The organism is Brucella sp. IR073 (assembly GCF_049065735.1).
GTDB lineage: Bacteria > Pseudomonadota > Alphaproteobacteria > Rhizobiales > Rhizobiaceae > Paramesorhizobium.
In genome coordinates, this window is sequence record NZ_JBAKHD010000003.1 from 484,518 (window position 1) to 504,095 (window position 19,578).

The window sequence follows — 19,578 nt, forward strand, 5'->3', positions numbered from 1 at the left end:
CGAGGCTCCTCCTCAATGCTCCCATGCATTGTGATGGAGTATAATCACATGATTTACGAACGGGCAAGCATGACGCTCAAAAAACATCATCATTGACGAACCACAATCATGTCACTACGCTTTCACGAGACATCTGCATCATGCAGTGCAGCATTCGTGAGCGGGCGCACGCGCCCAATGACATACGGCCAGGAGGAAAAATGCCAGGAGAAGTCAGGCGGCCGGAGGATTTCGAACGCTTCATCGCGCTATCGCGGCGCATTGGCGGCGACATCCTGAAAACACAGGGCGCAGGCGGCAATACGTCCATCAAGGCCGATGGCGTGATGTGGGTGAAGGCCTCGGGAACCTGGCTGTCGCAAGCGGGGTCAAGTGAAATCATGGTGCCTGTCGAAGTGGCCCCTCTGGTCGAGGCACTGCGGGCAGGTGACCCAAGGGCGGAGAAATCAACCGATTTCGTGGTCGAGGCTATGAACGCAAGCGGCCTTCGCCCCTCCATCGAGACCAGCTTCCATGCCGCGCTGCAGCATCGCATCGTCGCGCATTATCATTGCGTCAACACCATCGCCCATGCGGTGCGGAAGGACCGCGAGGCGGTGCTGCAGGGGCGCATGGCCGCGCTTCCCCACCTTTCCTGCGCCATGATTCCCTACCGGCGTCCCGGCGTTCCCCTCGCCCGCGAAATCGAGCGGGTTGCCGATGAGCGTCCGGATATTCTTATCCTCTTCAACCACGGCATCATCGTCTGCGGCGATACGGTCGAGGAGGTCGAAGAGCGGATCGGTGAGGTGACGGCGGCGCTGGCGATAGAGCCGCGGCAGGGCAGCACCCCTGACCTTGCCGCCCTCAACGCGCTCACCGAAGACACCGGCTTCCGCCCCGCCGCCGACCCGGTCAGCCACCGGGCCGCGCTCGATATTGCGTCGGTTCGAATGGCGGCCGGCGGCTCGCTCTATCCGGACCATGTCATCTTTCTGGGCACGAAGATCGGGCTTCTTGGTGAGGGACAGACGGTCGGCGATCTCGTGAAAACGTTCGAACAGAAGGGCGAGCCCACCCCCAAAATGCTGATTGTGCCGGGCAAAGGCGTTCTTCTCTCGAAAGTCTTGACCGCCGGCGGCGAAGTGATGGCCCGCTGCCTTGCCGACGTCGTCACCCGTATCCCTGAGGAAGCCAACATCGCCTATATCACCGAGGCTGACGAATACGAGCTGACCAATTGGGAGGCCGAGCAATACCGGCAGGCGCTGGACCGCAGAGCGGCGGGCCGCTGACATGAGCGCATCCGAGCCAGCGATTGCCATCGGGATCGATCTTGGAACCTCGGGCGCGCGCGCCGCTGCCCTCTCCGCCAGCGGCGAGGTGGTGGCTTTCGCTGCCGCGCCGTTCCCCAATCCAGATGAAACGAAAGAGCCTGCCATCTGGTGGGAGCGCGTCGGCCAATGCCTGTCTGAACTGCAGCGGCAAACCTCGCTGGCAGACGTAAAAGGCGTGGCAGTGGATGGCACCTCGGGAACGCTGGTGGCGATTGACGACCAAGGCCGTCCTTTGGACGTGCTGATGTATAAGGAGCCCTGCCCCGACCGCGCCATCGTCGACAATATCGCCGCTGCCGCCCCGGTGGACAGCCCGGCGCGCGGCGCGAATGCGGGGCTGGCCAGGGCGATCTACCTCGCAAGAAAATATGGCGGCACGCGGCTCGTGCATCAGGCCGACTGGATCGCCATGCGGCTCGGCCTGACGGAGCCGGTTTCCGACGAAAACAATGCGCTCAAGACCGGCTACGACCTTGATGCCGAATGCTGGCCGCTGTGGATTACGCAAGCGGGCCTCGATATCGAACGGCTTCCACAGGTCCGCCGCGCCGGAACGCCAATCGGCGTGACCGGCGAAGCGGGCAAGCCCTTCGGCCTCCCCGAAACCTGCCGCATCCATGCAGGCACGACGGATGGCTGCGCCTCCTTCCTCGCCACCGGCGCGAACGCCATCGGCGATGGCGTCACGGCGCTCGGTTCCACCCTCGTTCTGAAACTCGCCTCCGCGCGTCCCATCAATGCTGCGGAATATGGCATTTACGCTCATCGCGTGCTGGATTTCTGGCTCATCGGCGGCGCGTCCAACGCCGGTGGAGCGGTGATCCGCGCCCTCATCGGCGACGACAGATTGCAGGAACTGACCCTCAGGCTCGATCCGAACCGGCCCACCGGCCTCGACTATTACCCGCTGCTGCGCCCCGGCGAACGCTTTCCGGTCAACGATCCCGCCTATGCCCCGAGGCTCTCTCCGCGGCCGGAGGATGACGGCGTGTTCTTCCAAGCCATTCTGGAAGGCATGACCGCCATCGAGAAGCGCGGCTACGGGCTTCTTGAATCGCTCGGCGGCCCTGCGCTCCGCTCGGTCCGCACGGTCGGCGGCGGCGCCCGCAATCCGGTCTGGACGCAGATGCGGCAGAAAGCGCTAGGCGTCGATTTCGCCGCGCCCCGCTCCGTCGAGGCAGCCGTCGGCGCGGCCTCGCTGGTGCTGGCAAGGGTGTGCTGAGATTCAGGTCAGGGCGAGACGGAAATGGTGATTACGAAACCGATCTAAACCGTTGTCGCGATGGAGATGTCGAGGCAGGGATTTCTGTGACAAGCACATGAATGACGAAATGAGGGATGGCTGTCCCTCACCGAGAACCGTAGTGCAGCCTGCGAGGCTGAGGATTATCAGCGACATCAAAGCAATCCGTCATTCCTGTGCATGTCACAGGAATCCATGCCTCGACCTTGCCTCCTACGCGAGGGTGAAGAAGCGCATACTGCTTTCGTCTGAAAATAAATGCTCTAGGAGGCAAGCCTGATGGACATCCCCGCCGCCACCCTCTCACAACTGATCGACCGTTACGATGTCTTCTTCCTCGACCAGTTCGGCGTGCTGCGCGATGACGAGGGGGCCTATCCCGGCGCGGCGGAGGCCCTGGAGCGCTTGAAGGCAGCGGGCAAGACGGTGGTGATCCTTTCCAATTCTGGCCGCAGCGGCGATTATAATGCCGAGCGCTTCGCCAGGCTGGGTTTTCCCCGCGAAAGCTTCGATTTCTTCATCACATCAGGCGACACCGCCTATGAGGCGCTTATCCGCCAGGGTTCCCCGGTTCCGCAAGGGGCCGCCTGCCTGACCATTTCCAGCGGCGGCGACCGTAACCTCGCCGAACGTCTCGGCCTTCGCCACATCGACGATTCAGGGGAAGCCTGCCTTGTCGTCATCTCCGGAAGCGAGGCGGAGCGCATTCCCATGGAAACCTACCGCGATCTGCTACGGCCCGCGGCGTCGCGCGGCGTCCCGGCGATCTGCACGAACCCCGATATTCACAAACTCGCCGGCGGCACCACTGCTCCGGGCGCCGGCAGCATCGCCCTGCTTTACGAGGAGCTGGGCGGCACGGTCCGCTGGTTCGGCAAGCCCCATCGCGATATTTACGAACTGGCCATCCGGGCAAGCGGCAATCCTCCCCTCCGATCCATCGTCTGCGTCGGCGACAGTATCGACCACGATATCTTGGGTGCCCGCGGCGCTGGCCTCAACTCCGTCCTCGTCCGCACGGGAATTCTCGCCGATCTGCCTCAATCGGCGCTTGCCGGGCTTATCCGCGACGACCGCCGCCCGGATTTCATCATGGCCCGGTTCGGAGAGTAACTGACAGCCACTCCTCGCCGAGGTGGCATTTTCCTCATTTGACCCCACGAACGGTAAGGGTTGGCATTGCGCGCGCCGCCGTGCAGGATAACATGGCGTGCGAATGCAGCGGGGCTTCCCGGCTGTGTCGATGAATTGCTCGAACGAAGGGGAACGATAATGAAGACGATTTCTCGCCTGGGCCGGATCGCGACCGGCCTTTTGCTTTGCGTGGCCGCTCTCACCACCGCCGCCGAAGCCGCCGACGATGCCGCCTGTAAGACGATCCGCATGAGCGATCCCGGCTGGACCGACATCACCGCCACCAACGCCGTCGCTTCCGTCCTCCTGGATGCGCTGGGCTATCAGGCCGATGTCAAGAGCCTCTCCGTGCCCATTGGCTACCAGGCCATGAAGAGCGGCGAGATCGATATTTTTCTCGGCAACTGGATGCCGGCGCAAAAATCCTTCATCGATGATCTGAATGCCGCCAAGGCCGCCGAAGTGCTGACGAAAAACCTCGAAGGCGCGAAATTCACCCTCGCGGTGCCGTCCTATATGGCCGAAAAGGGCGTGAAGGATCTGGCGGACCTCGCGAAGCATGGCGATGAATTCGGCAAGAAGATCTATGGCATCGAGCCGGGCGCGCCCGCCAATGAGAACATCCGGAAGATTCTTAGCTCCGGCAAGTTCGGCCTCGACGGCTGGTCGCTGGTCGAATCCGGCGAACAGGCCATGCTGGCGCAGGCCGACCGTGCCACGAAAGACAAGAGCGGCATCGTCTTCCTCGCCTGGGCGCCCCATCCCATGAACGAAAAATTCCCGATCACCTATCTCTCGGGCGGCGACGATTATTTCGGCCCGAATTTTGGCGGCGCGGAAGTCTATACGCTCGCCCGCACCGGCTGGAGCGCGAAATGCCCCAACGCTGCCACCTTCTTCAAGAACCTGAAATTCGACATCGGCATGGAAAACACCCTCATGGGCGATATCCTCGACGGCGAGGACGCCAAGGCAGCGGCAAAGGCCTGGATCAAGGCCAACCCAAAGGTGCTTGACGGCTGGCTTGCAGGGGTCACGACGCTGGATGGTAAGCCGGGTGCAGAGGCGGTGAAGGCGGGGCTGGGGATTTAGCGCCGCATGATTTTTAGATAGAAGCGTCTGCGGGGCACTTACCCCCTCTGGCCTGCCGGCCATCTCCCGCTCAAGGGGGGAGATTAGCTATCAGTTCCGCTTGCGCCAATCTCCAACGTTTCAGGATGAAGCCGTCATCGATGCCAGCCAATCTCCCCCTTGAGGGGGAGATGCCCGGCAGGGCAGAGGGGGGGTGTCCTGGCACCTCCATCAAAACAGAATTGCATTGCATAACCCAAGGAGACCAGCGCGTGGCGCGTCCGAATATCCTCATTCTCATGGCGGACCAGTTCAACGGAACCCTGTTCCCCGACGGTCCCGCCGATTTCCTCCATGCACCGCATCTGAAGGCGCTGGCGGAGCGTTCCGTGCGGTTCGCCAACACCTATACGGCAAGCCCGCTCTGCGCCCCGGCGCGCGCATCCTTCATGTCCGGCCAATTGCCCAGCCGCACGCGGGTCTATGACAATGCGGCGGAATTCGCCTCCGACATCCCCACCTATGCCCACCATTTGCGTTCGGCTGGCTATCACACGGCGCTGTCGGGCAAGATGCATTTCGTCGGCCCCGACCAGTTGCACGGCTTCGAGGAGCGGCTGACGACGGATATCTACCCCGCCGATTTCGGCTGGACGCCCGACTACACCAAGCCCGGCGAGCGTATCGACTGGTGGTATCACAATCTCGGCTCGGTGACCGGCGCGGGCGTGGCCGAAATCACCAACCAGATGGAATATGATGACGAGGTCGCCTATCACGCGACTCGCAAGCTCTACGATCTCTCGCGCAGGCTGGACGACCGCCCCTGGTGCCTGACGGTCAGCTTCACCCATCCGCACGACCCCTATGTGGCGCGGCGCAAATTCTGGGACCTCTACGAAGACTGCCCCGCGCTCGACCCCGAAGTTCCGGCGCTGCCCTTCGACGATAACGACCCGCATTCGAAGCGGCTTCTGGAAGCCTGCGACCATAAAGCGTTCGATATCACCCGTGAGCATATCCGCCGGGCGCGACGCGGCTATTTCGCCAATATCTCCTATATCGACGAGAAGATCGGCGAAATCCTCGACGTGCTCAAGCGGGCGCGCATGGAGGAGAACACGATCATCCTCTTCGTCTCCGACCATGGCGATATGCTGGGCGAGCGCGGCCAATGGTTCAAGATGTCGTTCTTCGAGGGCTCCGCGCGCGTGCCGCTGATGATCGCGGCCCCCGGCTGGGCGCCTGCCCGCATCGACACGCCGGTCTCCACGCTGGACGTGACGCCGACGCTCTGCGCCCTCGCCGATCTCGACATCACCGCGCTGAAGCGCTGGACCGATGGCGAGGACCTGTCCGGCCTGGTGGCTGGAACGGCAACCCGCGCGCCGGTCCCTATGGAATATGCCGCCGAAGGCTCCATCGCGCCGCTCGTCGCCATCCGCGACGGGCGCTACAAGCTGACCGTCTGCAATGAGGACCCGCCGCTGCTCTTCGATCTCGAAGCCGACCCGCACGAACTGACCAATCTCGCCCGCGATATCGGCCATGCCGGCATCCTGGCTTCGCTTGAAAAACAGGTTCGTGAGCGTTGGAACCTCGATGCCTTCGATGCGGCGGTGCGCGAAAGCCAGGCCCGCCGTTGGGTGGTCTACAAAGCCCTGCGCAACGGCGCTTACTACCCCTGGGATTACCAGCCGCTGCAAAAGGCGTCCGAGCGCTACATGCGCAACCACATGGACCTGAACGTGCTGGAAGAAAATCAGCGCTATCCAAGGGGAGAGTAGCTCTACCGGAAATCCCGCGTCTTCACCCTGATCGCACCCTGCGCATTGTCCGGATCGAGCGGCGGCGGAGCGGGATAGAGCCCGTCGCCCTCCATGAGTGCCCCGCGTTTGCCGACGCTGGCCAGTTCAGCGGATAGGTCGAAAAGCTCGCGCGCGACGATATGCACGACTTCCCCCTCCCGCTGGACGCGGCCCCTGACGCCGATCAGGCTCGCGCCCAGCACGACGCGGCGGAACTGCTCGAACACTTTCTTCCAGACGACGATATTGGCGACGCCCGTTTCGTCCTCGATGGTGAGGAAGATCACGCCCTTCGCCGAGCCGGGCCGCTGGCGCACGAGGATCAGCCCCGCAGTATCGACCGCATGCCGGTCGCGCGCGGCCACGGCCTCGGCGCACGACAGAATGTGGCGGCGCGCAAGATCGGCCCGCAGGAAGGAAACCGGGTGCTGGCGCAAGGTCAGCCCGACATGGCCGTAATCCTCCACCACCTCGCTCCCCGCCGTCATGGGCCGAAGCGAGACGGCCGGCTCCATCTGTTCGGCAAGCAGCTCCGCCTCGCGCGCGGCGGCCGCGGCGAAGAGGGGCAAAGGCTCGTCGCGCAGCGCCTTGATCGCCCATAGCGCCTCGCGGCGAGCGAGACCTAGCGAGGGGCGGAAAGCATCGGCCTCCGCGAGCCGCTCCAGCGCCGCAGCCGGAATGGAAGCGCGGCGCCAGAGATCGTCCACCGAGGCGAAAGGCTGGTCCTCCCGGCAGGAGACAAGCCGCGCCGCGTCGGCATTGCTCAAGCCCTTGACCATGCGTAAGCCCAGCCGGACCGCCAGCCTGCCGTCATCGGCATCGCGCGGTTCCAGCGTGCAGTCCCATCGCGAGGCGTTGATGCAGACCGGGCGGATTTCCACCCCATGCTCCCGCGCATCGCGCACGATCTGCGCCGGAGCATAGAACCCCATCGGCTGGGCGTTGAGAAGCGCCGCGCAGAACACATCCGGATGCCGGCATTTCACCCAGCTGCTGGCATAGGCGATGAGCGCGAAGCTCGCCGCATGGCTTTCCGGAAAACCGTAGGAGCCGAACCCTTCCAGCTGCTTGAATATCTTCTTGGCAAAGTCCTTGTCGTAGCCATTGGCCGCCATGCCGTCGATCAGCTTTTGGCCGAAGGTCGAGATCGTGCCGGTATGCTTGAAGGTCGCCATGGCGCGGCGCAGCTGGTCGGCCTCACCGGGCGTGAAACCGGCGCACTCGATCGCCACCCGCATCGCCTGTTCCTGAAACAGCGGCACACCGAGGGTCTTGCCGAGAACGGCTTCGAGTTCCGGCTTCGGATAGACGACATCCTCCTTCCCCTCGCGCCGCCTGAGATAAGGATGGACCATGTCACCCTGGATCGGGCCGGGGCGCACGATCGCCACCTCGATCACCAGATCGTATAAATCCTTCGGCTTCATGCGCGGCAGCATCGACATCTGCGCACGCGACTCGATCTGGAAAACGCCTATCGTATCGGCGCGCTGGATCATCGCATAGGTCGGCCCGTCATCGGGCGGTATCGTCGCGAGACTATGCCGGATGCCCTTGTGCTCCTCCAGGAGGTCGAAGGCGCGGCGCATGCAGGAGAGCATGCCGAGCGCCAGCACATCGACCTTCATCATCTTCAGCGCCTCGACATCGTCCTTGTCCCACTCGATGACCTGCCGGCCCGCCATCGCTGCCGGCTCGATCGGCACCAGATCGTCCAGCCGGTCGCGCGTGAGGACGAAGCCGCCCGGATGCTGGCTCAGATGGCGCGGCGCGCCGACAAGCTGCCCGGCCAGTTCCAGCGTCAGGCGCAGCCGCCGGTCGCCCATATTGAGGTTGAGCGCCTGGGCATGTTTTTTCTCGACCTCTTCCGACCAGCCCCAGATCTGCGAGGAAAGCGTCTTCGTCAGATCCTCCGGCAAGCCCAGCGCCTTGCCCACATCGCGGATGGCGCCCTTGGCGCGATAGCGGATGACGGTGGAGCAGAGCGCGGCGCGGTCACGGCCATAGTGTTCATAGATCCACTGGATGACGTCCTCGCGCCGTTCATGCTCGAAATCCACGTCGATGTCAGGCGGCTCGCGGCGCTCCTCGCTGACGAACCGCTCGAACAGAAGATCATGCCGGCTGGGATCGATCGAGGTGATGCCGAGCACATAGCAGACCGAGCTGTTGGCCGCCGATCCCCGCCCCTGGCACAAAATCCCCTTCGAGCGCGCGAAACGGACGATGGAATTCACCGTCAGGAAATAGGGCGCATAATCGAGCTTCTCGATGAGACGAAGCTCGTGCTCGAGGATGCCGCGCACCTTGCCCGGCAAACCGTTCGGATAGCGGTCGGCCGCGCCTTCCCAGGTCAGCTTTTCCAGCGTCTGTTGCGGCGTCAAGGCCGGGTCGGTGCGCTCCTCCGGATATTGATAGGCAAGCTCGTCCATCCGGAAGGTGCAGCGCTCCATGATCTCGATGGTCCGGCCCAGCGCCTCGCCATACCGGCTGAACAGGCGGTGCATCTCCTCCGGCGGCTTCAGGAAGCGGTCGGCGAAGCGCTCGCGGCGATGGCCCAGCTCGTCGATGGTGACATTGTGCCGGATCGCGGTGACGACATCCTGCAGGATCTGCCGCCCCGGCTCATGGAAGAGCACATCATTGGTGACAACAGCGGGCACACCCATCTGCGTGGCGAGATTGGAAAGCGCGTGAAGGCGCAGCTGGTCGTTGGGACGCCGGCGCAGCGTCAGCGCCATATAGGCGCGGTTGCCGAAAACTTGCCCCACGCGACGCAGCCGCACCGCGCAAATCTCGTCCGCCGCGTCAGGCACGAGAACCGCGATCAGCCCTTCCGCGTGAGCCGCAAGGTCCGCCCATTCCAGATGGCATTTCGCCTTGCCGCCCCGCTTCTTGCCAAGCGAAAGCAGGCGGCAGAGCCGGGAATAGGCGGGCCGATCCATCGGATAGACGAGAACCGACATGCCGTCCACAAGATCGAGCCTGCAGCCGACGACGAGGCGGACGCCCGTCACCTTCGCCGCCTCATGGGCGCGCACGATCCCGGCAAGGCTGTTGCGGTCGACGATGCCGAGCGCCTCGATTCCCATCATGGCAGCCTGCGCAAACAGCTCCTCGCAACTGCTCGCCCCGCGCAGGAACGAGAAGTACGACGTCACCTGCAGTTCGGCATAGCGTTTCATCCGAATATCCCGTGCAGATACCATTGATGACTGCCGCTTTGCGGGCGCTCGCCATCGCCGGAGCGGAACAGCCAATAGCGCTCGCCCGCCTCGTCCTCGACGCGGAAATAGTCCCGGACCGTCGCCATTTCGGCGTCGCGCTTCCACCATTCGCCGCGAATGCGCTCCGGCCCGTCGGCGCGGCGGATGCGGCGGCGAACGCCCCGCCAGGTGAACCAGACGGGCGGATTATCGGGCAGGAGGGCTATGGTCTCGATCGGCTCGGGCCGGCTGAGCAGGCGCGGCGGACGCGGCCACTCGCCTTCCCATGTCGCGCCGGTTTCCGGGGCAAGCGAGGAGACGCGGGCAACGGAGCGCTCCGGCACGTCGCTCTGAACCGGCACGAAGCGGCAGAGATTATGCGCCCCGACGCGGTTGGCGAGAACATCAATCAAATCGGAGATGTCGGGTTCCTCCTCTTCGGCCAGCGAGGAAACCGCCTGCCGGTCCCTGAGCGGCTCGGCGATAACAGCCGCAAGGTCCATGGCCTCGATGCCGAAGCCCGGATCGACCGTCTCGATCTTCTCGCAGAGAAGCCGCGTCAGGCGCTTCGCATCGCGCACCGGCTGGGCCGTGCCGACACGGATCGCCTGATGCGTATTGTCGACGCGCCGGAACAGGAGATCGAGCCGCCGCGCGCCCAGCCCCTTCTTTTCCAGTTCCGCGCACAAGGCGGTGGCGAGCAGGCCTATATAGCGCGCGATGGTTTCGGCGGCGGCGATGGGCTCGGCGAAAACGCGGCGGACTTGAACGATTTCAGGATCGCGAAGCGGCTCAATCGGCTCCGCCACGGTGCCCAGCGCCTGATCCAGCCTGCGGACGATTTCGGGGCCGAAGCGCTGGGTCAGGGGCGCGCGCGGCTCATGCATGAGATCGCCGACCCTCTCGAAACCGAGCGTGCGCAGGCTCCGCACCGTCGCCGCATCAAGACGCAGCGCCGCGACCGGCAAAGGTTTCAGCATGGTCTCGGCTGCGCCGGGCGGCACGACCAGAGCATGATCCCGAAAAGTTGCAGACTTTTCGGATAAGATCATGCGGCAAGACAAAGGGTTAGAGCGTCGGGTGAGGAAGCGCGCGGCGGCATGGGCCGCGCCCCATGTATCGGCGATTGCCGCGCGCGCCTCGACGCCGAAGGAGGCGAAGCGCTCGACAAGCGAAGCGAGCATGGCCGCCTCCCCGCCATGAAGATGGTCGGCGCCCGTGGTGTCGATCACCAGCCCGTCCGGTGGATCGGGCATGACGACCGGAGAAATGCGTTTCAGCGCCCACAGCGCCAGCTTGCGCAGGCCCTCGGCATCCGCGCGCGGATCGCCATCCATGACGGTGAGACCAGGCACCAGCGCCTGCGCCTTGGCAACCGGCATTCCCAGACGCAAACCCAAGCCTTCGGCATTGGCGTCGAGCGCGGTTATGATCCGCCGGCCTCCTTCGCGGCCGATAAGGATAAGCGGGGCCTTAGCCGAAAGCACGGCGCCATCCGCTTTCCTCCTCAGACGATCCACCGGCCATCGGGGTAGATAGAGCGATACGACCCTTTGCATCACAAGCTTCCACTTCAAAATCCGCGCTTTCGCCTCCTCGGCAGCGCACGAGTTCCAGACGCCAGCGCGACCGTCCGAGACCCGGCACCGGAAGCGGCGCGGACGGCAGGACTGAGACGCGCCAGCGCGTGACGCTCGCCGTCGGCTGGCCGAAATCGCCAGCCTCCGCCGGCCTGCGCCAGCGGCGAAGGGCGATGCCGATGGTGCCCGAGCCTTCCGCCGCCAGTTGGAGGCGGCGGGAAGCGGTCATTGAAAGCCGCGCGATTTCCGCGACGACGGCTCCGAGGCCGCCATGGCGCAAGCCTTCCTCGAAGCAGGCGAGCAGCGCTTTCTCGTCGCCCGCCTCCACATGGATCAGCCGGTCGGGATTGAGCCCGGCCTGTGCCAGCCCCGGCGCGAAAAGATCGCGCCGCGTCACCACCCAAAGGACTTTGCCGCGCGTCCTCCCGGCAATGCCCGCCGCGAACAGCGCCGCCGCCGCACCATCCACCGCCCCATTCCCGCCACCCGCCACCTCATGCAGCCCGCCCAGCGCCAGCCCCCCGCCGGGAAGCCTGCCATCGATGTCGGGCACCCCGAAGGGCAGGACGTCAAGCACACGCCCCTGCCCCCCATCGAGGCGCGCAATACGCTCCCGAAGCTCGGCAATCACTGGACTGGCAACACGATCCAGCATGGGCGAAACGGTTCTCCGCAAGGCATTAAACCGGCATTCATGCCGCTATGTTCCTTATTTGTTCTTAATGCGAAACAGAGTCAACTGGAGTCTTGTTTCACCCTTTTGGAAAGGCTGGCGGGACAGCGCCCTCCTCTGTCCTGCCAGCCAATCTCCCCCGCAAGGGGGGAGATTGGCTGGCATCGATGACAGCTCTTATTCTGCAAGGTCGGCGATTGGCACCGCGCATCAATGAAAGCCAATCTCCCCCCTTGCGGGGGAGATGCCCGGCAGGGCAGAGGGGGGCGCCTAGCGATTCCGTCAAAAACAGGAACCGCCGACCAGCAACAACCTATGCCGGTTGGCCCGACAGCCCCCGAATGCGCTCAAGGTCCGCAACAAACTCCGCATAGGCCTGATGCCGCGCCGCCTCATCCGGCACACGCAGAAGATAGGAAGGATGAACCGTGACATACCCCGCGCGTCCGTCGAAATCGAACGGGCCGCGATTGCGCCCGATGGGCGTTGCCCGTCCGGCAAGCGCCAGCGCCGCCGTGGCCCCGAGCGCCACCACGAGATGGGGATGGACGAAGTCAAGCTCCTTTTCCAGCCACCAGCGATAGCGCTTGACCTCGCCGGCGGTCGGCTTCTGGTGAATCCGCTTCTTGCCGCGCTGGACAAATTTGAAATGCTTCACCGCATTGGTGAGGTAGATTTGGCGGCGGTCGATGCCCGCCTCCTCCATCGCCCGGTCGAGCAATTGCCCCGCCGGTCCGACGAAAGGCCGTCCCTGCCGGTCCTCCTGATCGCCCGGCTGCTCGCCGACAAAAGCGATGGCTGCGCCTTCCGGCCCCTCGCCCAGCACAGCGCGCTCGGCCCCGGCAACAAGCGGAGGGGATGCCATGATAAGGCGGTTGAGCGCCTCCAGCGACTTGGGCTCATCAGGCGATTGCGCTGGTTTGCTTATGGCGGACATGGGCGGTCTCCCGTTCGGTTTCTTCCCTTAACGCGCGAGACCGTGTTTTGGACGAAGCGGGAGCTTGGCAGATTGTGTTTGACGGAATCACCGAACGGGATTTTTGCCGTTGTTGTCATGGAGAGGTAGAGGAATGGATCCCAGTGACGAGCACTGGGATGACGGATGGGATTGGCTGTTCTCGATAATCTCCAACCGTTCCGCATTCCACAATGGTTGTCCAGTTGGCGAAAACCTCTCCACCCGTCATCCCAGTGCTTGTCACTGGGATCCATTCCTCTACAGTGACGTTGCCACCTACGAAAGCAGAGTTTCGTTGCTTTCGTTTAAAAACAAAAGCCCTACCCCCTCGCCGAAGCGGCGTTGGCATCGTCCAGATAATAATTCGCGTAGCGCTCCATGAAATATTCCGAGCTGCCATAGGAGCTGTATTTCGCCAGGCCGCGCATATCGGTCTTGTTGAGGATGAGACCCAGCACTTTCGGCTGGATATGGCCTTCCGCCTGCAAGGTCGATTTGACGAGCGCGCGCGGGGTGACGCCCCATTCGGCCACCATGAGGAAGGCATCGGCTAGCGGCGCGAACGCCTTGGCATCCACCACCGGCCCGAGCGGCGGAAGATCGACGATGATATAGTCGAAGACCTCGCGCGCCTCCGCCAGAAGGGTCTTCATGGCGAGGGAGGATATGAGCTCGCTGGTGTGCGACAGATGGCGCGGCACCACCGTAGGCAGGATCGCGAGCTTGGTCTTGCCGTCCACTTTCACCGCGCTCTGCCATGGCAGTTCGCCGACGAGCACCTCGACAAGCCCCTTCTGCCGCGTCAGCGACAAGGCCCGCGTCAGGCCCGGATCGCGCAGATCGCCATCGATGAGAAGCGTCTTTGCGCCATTGGCGGCGAGGAGCCCGGCGAAATTCGCCGCGACCGTGGATTTGCCCTCGTCGGGCAGGACGGAGACGACGCCAATGACCTTCGCCTTCTGCCCCTGCAGCACCACATCGGCGGCGATCTTCGCGTTGCGCAGCGTTTCGGCGAAAGCGGAGGCGGGCGCGTCGATGGCGATGCGCATCATGTTAGTAACGCGCGGCGGATGTCCCTGATTGTCGGGTTTTCCCTCCCCTTTCCCCCCGATAAGGGGGAGATAGCCGAGGAATTTTACCCCCAATATCCCTCTCACCTCCTCGCCTACTCGGAAGAACCGCTCGCGGAATTCGCGCCATGCCCCGATGCCCGCTCCGGCGAGGAGGCCCAGAAGCAGCGACCCCGCCAGCATCATGGTCCGCTTCGGGCTCGACGGATCGGTCGGCTTCGACGCCGCCGAGATGATCCGTGCCTTGGCGATGGGGAAGGTCTGCTGCTGCGACGCCTCCTGATAGCGCTTCAAATAGGTCTGGTAGAGGTCGCTCAGCGCCTGCGATTTCTGCTCCAGCTCCCGCAGATGCACCAGCGACTGGTTCGCCGTGGAGGTCGCGCCGGTCGCTTTCTCCAGACTATCCCGGAGCGAGGTTTCACGCGCCCCGGCCACCTCATACTGGTTGCGCGCGCTCTCCATCATCTGCCGGATTTCCTGGAAGATCTGCCGCCCGACTTCCTGCTGTTCCGTGCGGAGGCTGACGGCTTGCGGATGATCCTCGCCGAACTGGCCGGTGATTTCCTGTATGCGCTTGCTGATCGCCAAATAGCGGGTCCTGAGCGGCGCGATCACCGAGGCGTTCCCCAATTCCGACAGCACGGCGGCATTGTTGACGGCGGCTTCCGGGCCTCCGTCGACGATGGATTTCAGCTGGTTGTACTGGGCAAGCGTCCGCGCCGTATCGGCTTGCGCGAGAATATACTGGCTGTTCAGATCCGAAAGCTGCTGCTCCGAGATGAGCGCTCCCTTGGCGGAGGTCAGGCCGTTCGCTGCCCTGTAGCGTTCCACCTCCAGCGCCGCCTGCTGCGAGCTGGTCCGCAAATCCACCAGCCGGTCCTGCAGCCAGACCGTCGCCCGCTGCGTCGCGTCGAAATTCGCATCGAGCTGGTCGGCGAGATAGACGTCCGCATAAGCGCGCGTAATCCGCCCGGCAAGCTCGGGATCCGCAGCCGTAAAGCTCAAATCTATGACAAAGCTGCGGCCTTGGCGCTCCACATTGAGGCTTTTCTGAAGCAATGAAGCGGCCAAACCGCGGCGCGCCGCCGGATTGGACGGGTCGGCCGCCGAACCGTTCCCGCCCCCGAACAGGCCGATAATGCCCCGCGCCATGCCCTTGATACGCGAGACGAGCGAGCGCGGCGGGTTCATGAAGGCCTGGTTTTCGGTCAGCTTCTCCCGGTCCACCACCTTCCCGGCCAGCTCCGTCGATTTGAGGATGGCGATCTGGCTCAGGATCATCGCATCGGTCTGTGCATTGGCCGGCATGGGCGACGGCTCGTCGGCGAGCTTGCCGAGATTGTCGTCGAGCAGGATGCTTGTCGAGGCCGTGTAATAGGACGTCGAGAAGATCAGGCTGACGATGCCGAGCAGCAGCCCGAGCGCCGCGACGATGGCGACCGTCTTGGCCTGACGCCGCGCCATGGCGAGCAATTGCTCGACATCGATGAAACTGTCGGCATCCGGCTGCCCCTTCGCATTGACCGCGAATCTCGGAAGATTTCCCTGGTGCATGATACCGCCAATTCCATATGCAAATTCAAGGAGAAGGGCACGGCCCGCCGGAATGCGGGCCATGCGGGCAGATAGGTTCATGCCGCCGCTTCGACGGCCGGCTCGTGCGCGAGGATGATGCTGCGCAAGGGCTCGAGGACCTTGCCGCTGATATCCGCCCGCGCCAGCGCGAAGGCCACATTGGCCTCGATGAAACCCTCCTTCGATCCGCAATCGAAGGTGCGGCCTTCGAAGGGATAGGCGAAGAATTCCTGCTTCCCCGAGAGGGACAGCATGGCGTCGGTCAGCTGGATTTCGTTGCCCGCGCCGCGCTCCTGCCGCTCCAATATGTCGAAGATCTCTGGCTGCAGGATATAGCGCCCGTTGATGTAATAGTTCGACGGAGCAACGGCGGGCGCGGGCTTCTCCACCATGCCGGTGATTTGGAAACCCTTGCCGATATCCCGCCCCTTGGCGACGATGCCATATTTGCCCGTGTCGGAGGGATCGCATTCCTCCACCGCGATCAGATTGCCGCCGGTACGGTTATAGAGTTCGGCCATGCCCGCGAGGCAACCCCGCGCGCCGAAGGTGACCATATCGGGCAGAAGCAGCGCAAACGGCTCGTCGCCGATGACATCGCGCGCGCACCACACCGCATGGCCGAGGCCGAGCGGCGATTGCTGCCGGACGAAGCTCATGCTTCCGGCCTTCGGCAGCAGCCGCTGCAGCGAGGCGAGCTGCTCGAACTTCCCCGATTCGGTCAGGGTCGCGACGAGTTCGGGCTGGATATCGAAATAATCCTCGATCGCGCCCTTGTTGCGGCCGGTCACGAAGACGATGTGCTCGATGCCCGCCTCGAAGGCTTCATCGACGGCATATTGCACCACCGGGCGGTCCACGATGGTCAGCAGTTCCTTGGGCGTGGATTTCGTGGCGGGTAGAAACCGCGTGCCCAGACCGGCAACGGGAATAACGGCTTTCTTGACGTTCTTCATCGAAATGTCCTTTCGTTCGAGCGTAGAAATTGACTGTTCAAAACCCCGCCACCCAATTCCCCGAGCGATTGCCTCGCTTCTCGTTTTGTAATTCCCCTAGCCTGCCTGCCCCACCGGCATGAGCCGTTTCAGCCGCACCGCGATGGGCATCGAAAGATGCCGCAGCGCCAGCGGGTCGCTCACCGCCACCTTGACGATGTCCATGAATGACCGGCGCTTGATGTGATCGACGAGCGCGAGGAAGGATCGCGCTTCCTCAAGGCTGCGCGTCCGCCGCGCCTGCGCCGCCCGCGCCTCGGCATCGAGCTCGAAGCGCGCCAGAAATTTCCTGTCCGCCTCCAGCATGGAAACGACATGGTGCATTTCGAGAACACGGGAAATCGAGCCCGCGCGTAAGTGATAGACATATCCCGCTATGGGCTCGACGATGAGCTTGCCGCCCTTAGCCAGCACGGACGCCAAGAAGATGTAGTCCTCGCCGATGCGCAGGGACTCGTCATAGCGAAACCCATGCGCCTCGATAAAAGCGCGCTCGAAGACCGGCTTCATATAGCCGAAATTGAAGGTGGACCTGAAAACCAGGTTCGATCCGATGAAATCCGCCAGGCTGATCCGCTCGATCTTTTCCAGCCGCCCGGGCGGGAACATCCTCTCTCCGCTCGTCTCCCCCTCGCGCACCACTTCGATATTGTCGACCACCGCCTGAGCGCCGGCCTTCTCGGCCCGTGCGATCATCCGCGCCATGCGATCGGGCAGAACGGTATCATCAGCGTCGAGCACCGCGAGCCACCGGCCCTTGGCCACATCGAGAGCCGCATTGCGCGCGCCGCCGGGGCCGCTGTTCCTGGGCAGGGTCACGACGCTTGTGTGGGGATAGGACGCGGCGATGGCCTCCGTGCGGTCGGTGGAGCGGTCATTGGCGACGATCACCTCGACGCTCACGCCCTCCTGCGCCAGCGCGCTTTCGATAGCCCGGCCGATTGTGTCCTCGGCATTATAGGCGGCGATGATGAAGCTCACATCAGGTTGCACGGGATTTGCCTCCGCCTGCCATGGCCGCTTCGCCATATTGCTGGATTTCCCTGATGCCGATGAGGCCGCTGACGACACCCGCATGCATGATGCCGCGCAGGATGGAGCGGTTGCGATGCGTGGGCGAAAACACGGTAAGGAGCGCGGCGGTGAAGCTGTAGATGGCCTTTGCCGACGCGAGGGTGATCTGCTTCGCAAAGCCGAAGCCCGCCGCATTGCGCTGAAGCAGCCGCCCATGGGTCTGGCCGAAACGGAAGCGCCGCTTGGCGAGCCATGAAAACCGCGCCCGGCCTTCCGGTACCGGCTCTTGCACCCAGGCCTCCGGCGCATAGGCGATCCTGCCGCCCGCTTCATGGAGTTCGGAGAAATATTGCGTATCCTCCCCGCCGCTGCGGCCCAGCGCCAAGCTGAAACGCCGCCCGGCAATGGCTGACGAAGCACGCCGCAAAAGAACGTTGCAGGTATAGCCGGCGCGGATTTCGCCCTTCACCCAGACCGGGAAGGTCGAATGAAAATCCCCCTTGCGCATCCAGCGCGGCGCTTGAGGGGCATAAACGGCCTCGACCGGCCCCAGCACCGCATCGGCTTTCGTCTCCTCAGCGGTGGCAAGCAGTTGGATCAGCCAATGCTCCGACGCCGTTTCGTCATCGTCGATGAAAGCAAGAAAATTGCCGTCGCTCGCATCGAGACAGGCATTGCGGGCGATGGAGATATTCGAAGCAGGGCAGTGAACATAGGTAATTTCAAAGGGCAGCGTCGCGGCGAGTGCGGCGACACGGTCCTTCGCGCTCGGGGTCACATCATTGTCGGCCACGATGACGCGGATGCTGCAATTCGCCGGAACCGCCAGCCGCCCAAGCGAGATGAGCGTCGCCTCCAGTTCCGGGCGGCGATAGGTGCAGACGCCGATGTCAATCCGCAATCCATCCATCACGATGGCTCCCTGCGCTTGCGGAAGCCGATGAGTTGGAGCCAGAACCCCAGCGACCAGGCGAGATGCATGATCATCGCGGAAACCGCCGCGAGCGGGCCGTAAGGGTTGCGCTCGCCCACGGCCATCCAGACACCATAGCCCATGCAGATCGCCACCCACAGGAAGGCGGGCACGGCAGCGGACCAATGGATAACGGCGAGGAAAGTGCCCGCCACCACCGGCAGGACCAGCAACGGAAGCGCCTGGCGCAGCTTCGGCACGACGCGGTGCTTGAGCACATTCTTCGCCCGGCCCCGGCCATAGCCGAGATATTGCCGGAAGAGCGAAGACGCGGACGCGCGGGGGTAATAGACCATCACCGTCCGGTCGGTCATCCAGATGCGGAAGCCCGCTTTTCTTAAGCGATAATCAAGCTCGGCATCCTCGTTGTGGGTGAAGGTCTCGTCATAGCCGCCCACCTGCTGGAACGCCTTTATGCTCATGAGCGCATGGTGGCCATGATCGACCCAGCCTCCCCTAGCGCCCTGGCGATGTTTCGAGCCGCCATTGCCGAGCCGGGAATTCTGCGCCGCGGCGGTCGCTTTCTGGAACAGGCTGAAACCTTCCGTGGCCATGGCGACCACGACCGAATCGGCGCCCGTGATATGGGCTTCCTCGATCAGCGCTCTGCAATAATCCGCCGGATATTTGCCATGCGCGTCGATGCGGATGAAATAATCATGGGCATCGCCATAGGTAGCCACCGCCAGATTGATGGCCGCGCTCTGGATGCGTTTTTCATTGTGAAGGAGCACGACGCGCGGGTTGCGCTGCATGATATCTTCGACAATGTGCACGGTCCCGTCGGTACTGCCGCCATCGGCCACGATGATCTTCATGTCGAGCTGTTCGGCTTCCAGGCTGAATTGCTCCAGCAGCGCACCGATGAAGCCGGCCTCGTTCAGGCAAGGAATGATGATGAGGCAACGGCCCGAAAGCCTCCGCTCTTTTGCGCCTGGCATCTTAAGTCCCCTCTCCTGTTC

At 63.6% G+C, this 19,578-nt stretch carries 13 protein-coding genes and 1 pseudogene; 5 read left to right on the forward strand and 9 right to left on the reverse strand.

The window, feature by feature from the left end; genetic code table 11:
* Window positions 1–200: 200 nt before the first annotated feature.
* The 5 genes from ACOWVG_RS09040 to betC all read left to right on the forward strand — a co-directional run bounded on the left by ACOWVG_RS09040 (window position 201) and on the right by betC (window position 6,551).
* The gene (locus ACOWVG_RS09040; RefSeq protein ID WP_420961561.1) at window positions 201–1,274 is read left to right on the forward strand and encodes a class II aldolase/adducin family protein; all 1,074 of its coding nucleotides are present in this window, start codon (window positions 201–203) and stop codon (window positions 1,272–1,274) included.
* A gap of 1 nt (window position 1,275) precedes the next feature.
* The gene (locus ACOWVG_RS09045) at window positions 1,276–2,538 is read left to right on the forward strand and encodes an FGGY-family carbohydrate kinase (protein ID WP_420961563.1); all 1,263 of its coding nucleotides are present in this window, start codon (window positions 1,276–1,278) and stop codon (window positions 2,536–2,538) included.
* Window positions 2,539–2,838: 300 nt separating this feature from the next.
* Complete coding sequence (locus ACOWVG_RS09050; RefSeq protein WP_420961564.1) at window positions 2,839–3,672, forward strand: TIGR01459 family HAD-type hydrolase; 834 nt, start codon at window positions 2,839–2,841, stop codon at window positions 3,670–3,672.
* 159 nt (window positions 3,673–3,831) lie between these two features.
* Entirely contained in the window at window positions 3,832–4,785 is a 954-nt protein-coding gene (gene choX, locus ACOWVG_RS09055) for a choline ABC transporter substrate-binding protein (protein WP_420961566.1), read from the forward strand.
* A gap of 251 nt (window positions 4,786–5,036) precedes the next feature.
* Window positions 5,037–6,551: a choline-sulfatase gene (betC, locus tag ACOWVG_RS09060; RefSeq protein WP_420961568.1), complete on the forward strand. Its 1,515-nt coding sequence runs from the start codon at window positions 5,037–5,039 to the stop codon at window positions 6,549–6,551.
* Between the two features lie 2 nt (window positions 6,552–6,553).
* On the opposite strand, the gene ACOWVG_RS09065 is transcribed toward betC, so the two are convergent.
* The 9 genes and pseudogenes from ACOWVG_RS09065 to ACOWVG_RS09105 form a co-directional block, all read right to left on the reverse strand.
* The gene (locus ACOWVG_RS09065; protein ID WP_420961569.1) at window positions 6,554–9,757 is read right to left on the reverse strand and encodes an error-prone DNA polymerase; all 3,204 of its coding nucleotides are present in this window, start codon (window positions 9,755–9,757) and stop codon (window positions 6,554–6,556) included.
* Complete coding sequence (locus tag ACOWVG_RS09070; protein WP_420961571.1) at window positions 9,754–11,337, reverse strand: Y-family DNA polymerase; 1,584 nt, start codon at window positions 11,335–11,337, stop codon at window positions 9,754–9,756. The genes ACOWVG_RS09065 and ACOWVG_RS09070 overlap by 4 nt, the downstream gene beginning before the upstream one ends.
* Complete coding sequence (locus ACOWVG_RS09075) at window positions 11,252–12,013, reverse strand: ImuA family protein (protein ID WP_420961572.1); 762 nt, start codon at window positions 12,011–12,013, stop codon at window positions 11,252–11,254. The genes ACOWVG_RS09070 and ACOWVG_RS09075 overlap by 86 nt, the downstream gene beginning before the upstream one ends.
* Before the next feature lie 331 nt (window positions 12,014–12,344).
* A pseudogene (locus ACOWVG_RS09080) lies at window positions 12,345–12,986 on the reverse strand (UdgX family uracil-DNA binding protein); the annotation flags it as partial.
* A gap of 323 nt (window positions 12,987–13,309) precedes the next feature.
* Window positions 13,310–15,613 (reverse strand): polysaccharide biosynthesis tyrosine autokinase, encoded by a 2,304-nt coding sequence (locus ACOWVG_RS09085; protein ID WP_420961573.1) that lies wholly within the window; start codon window positions 15,611–15,613, stop codon window positions 13,310–13,312.
* 77 nt (window positions 15,614–15,690) lie between these two features.
* Window positions 15,691–16,590 carry a UTP--glucose-1-phosphate uridylyltransferase gene (locus ACOWVG_RS09090; protein ID WP_420961575.1) on the reverse strand — a complete coding sequence of 300 codons (900 nt, stop codon included), beginning with the start codon at window positions 16,588–16,590 and terminating at the stop codon, window positions 15,691–15,693.
* 96 nt (window positions 16,591–16,686) lie between these two features.
* On the reverse strand, window positions 16,687–17,658 hold the full coding sequence (locus ACOWVG_RS09095; protein ID WP_420961576.1) for a glycosyltransferase family 2 protein: 972 nt from the start codon (window positions 17,656–17,658) through the stop codon (window positions 16,687–16,689).
* The gene (locus ACOWVG_RS09100) at window positions 17,612–18,553 is read right to left on the reverse strand and encodes a glycosyltransferase (protein WP_420961578.1); all 942 of its coding nucleotides are present in this window, start codon (window positions 18,551–18,553) and stop codon (window positions 17,612–17,614) included. The genes ACOWVG_RS09095 and ACOWVG_RS09100 overlap by 47 nt, the downstream gene beginning before the upstream one ends.
* Window positions 18,553–19,557 (reverse strand): glycosyltransferase family 2 protein, encoded by a 1,005-nt coding sequence (locus ACOWVG_RS09105; RefSeq protein WP_420961580.1) that lies wholly within the window; start codon window positions 19,555–19,557, stop codon window positions 18,553–18,555. Before ACOWVG_RS09105 ends, ACOWVG_RS09100 begins: the two co-directional genes overlap by 1 nt.
* Window positions 19,558–19,578 lie beyond the last annotated feature (21 nt).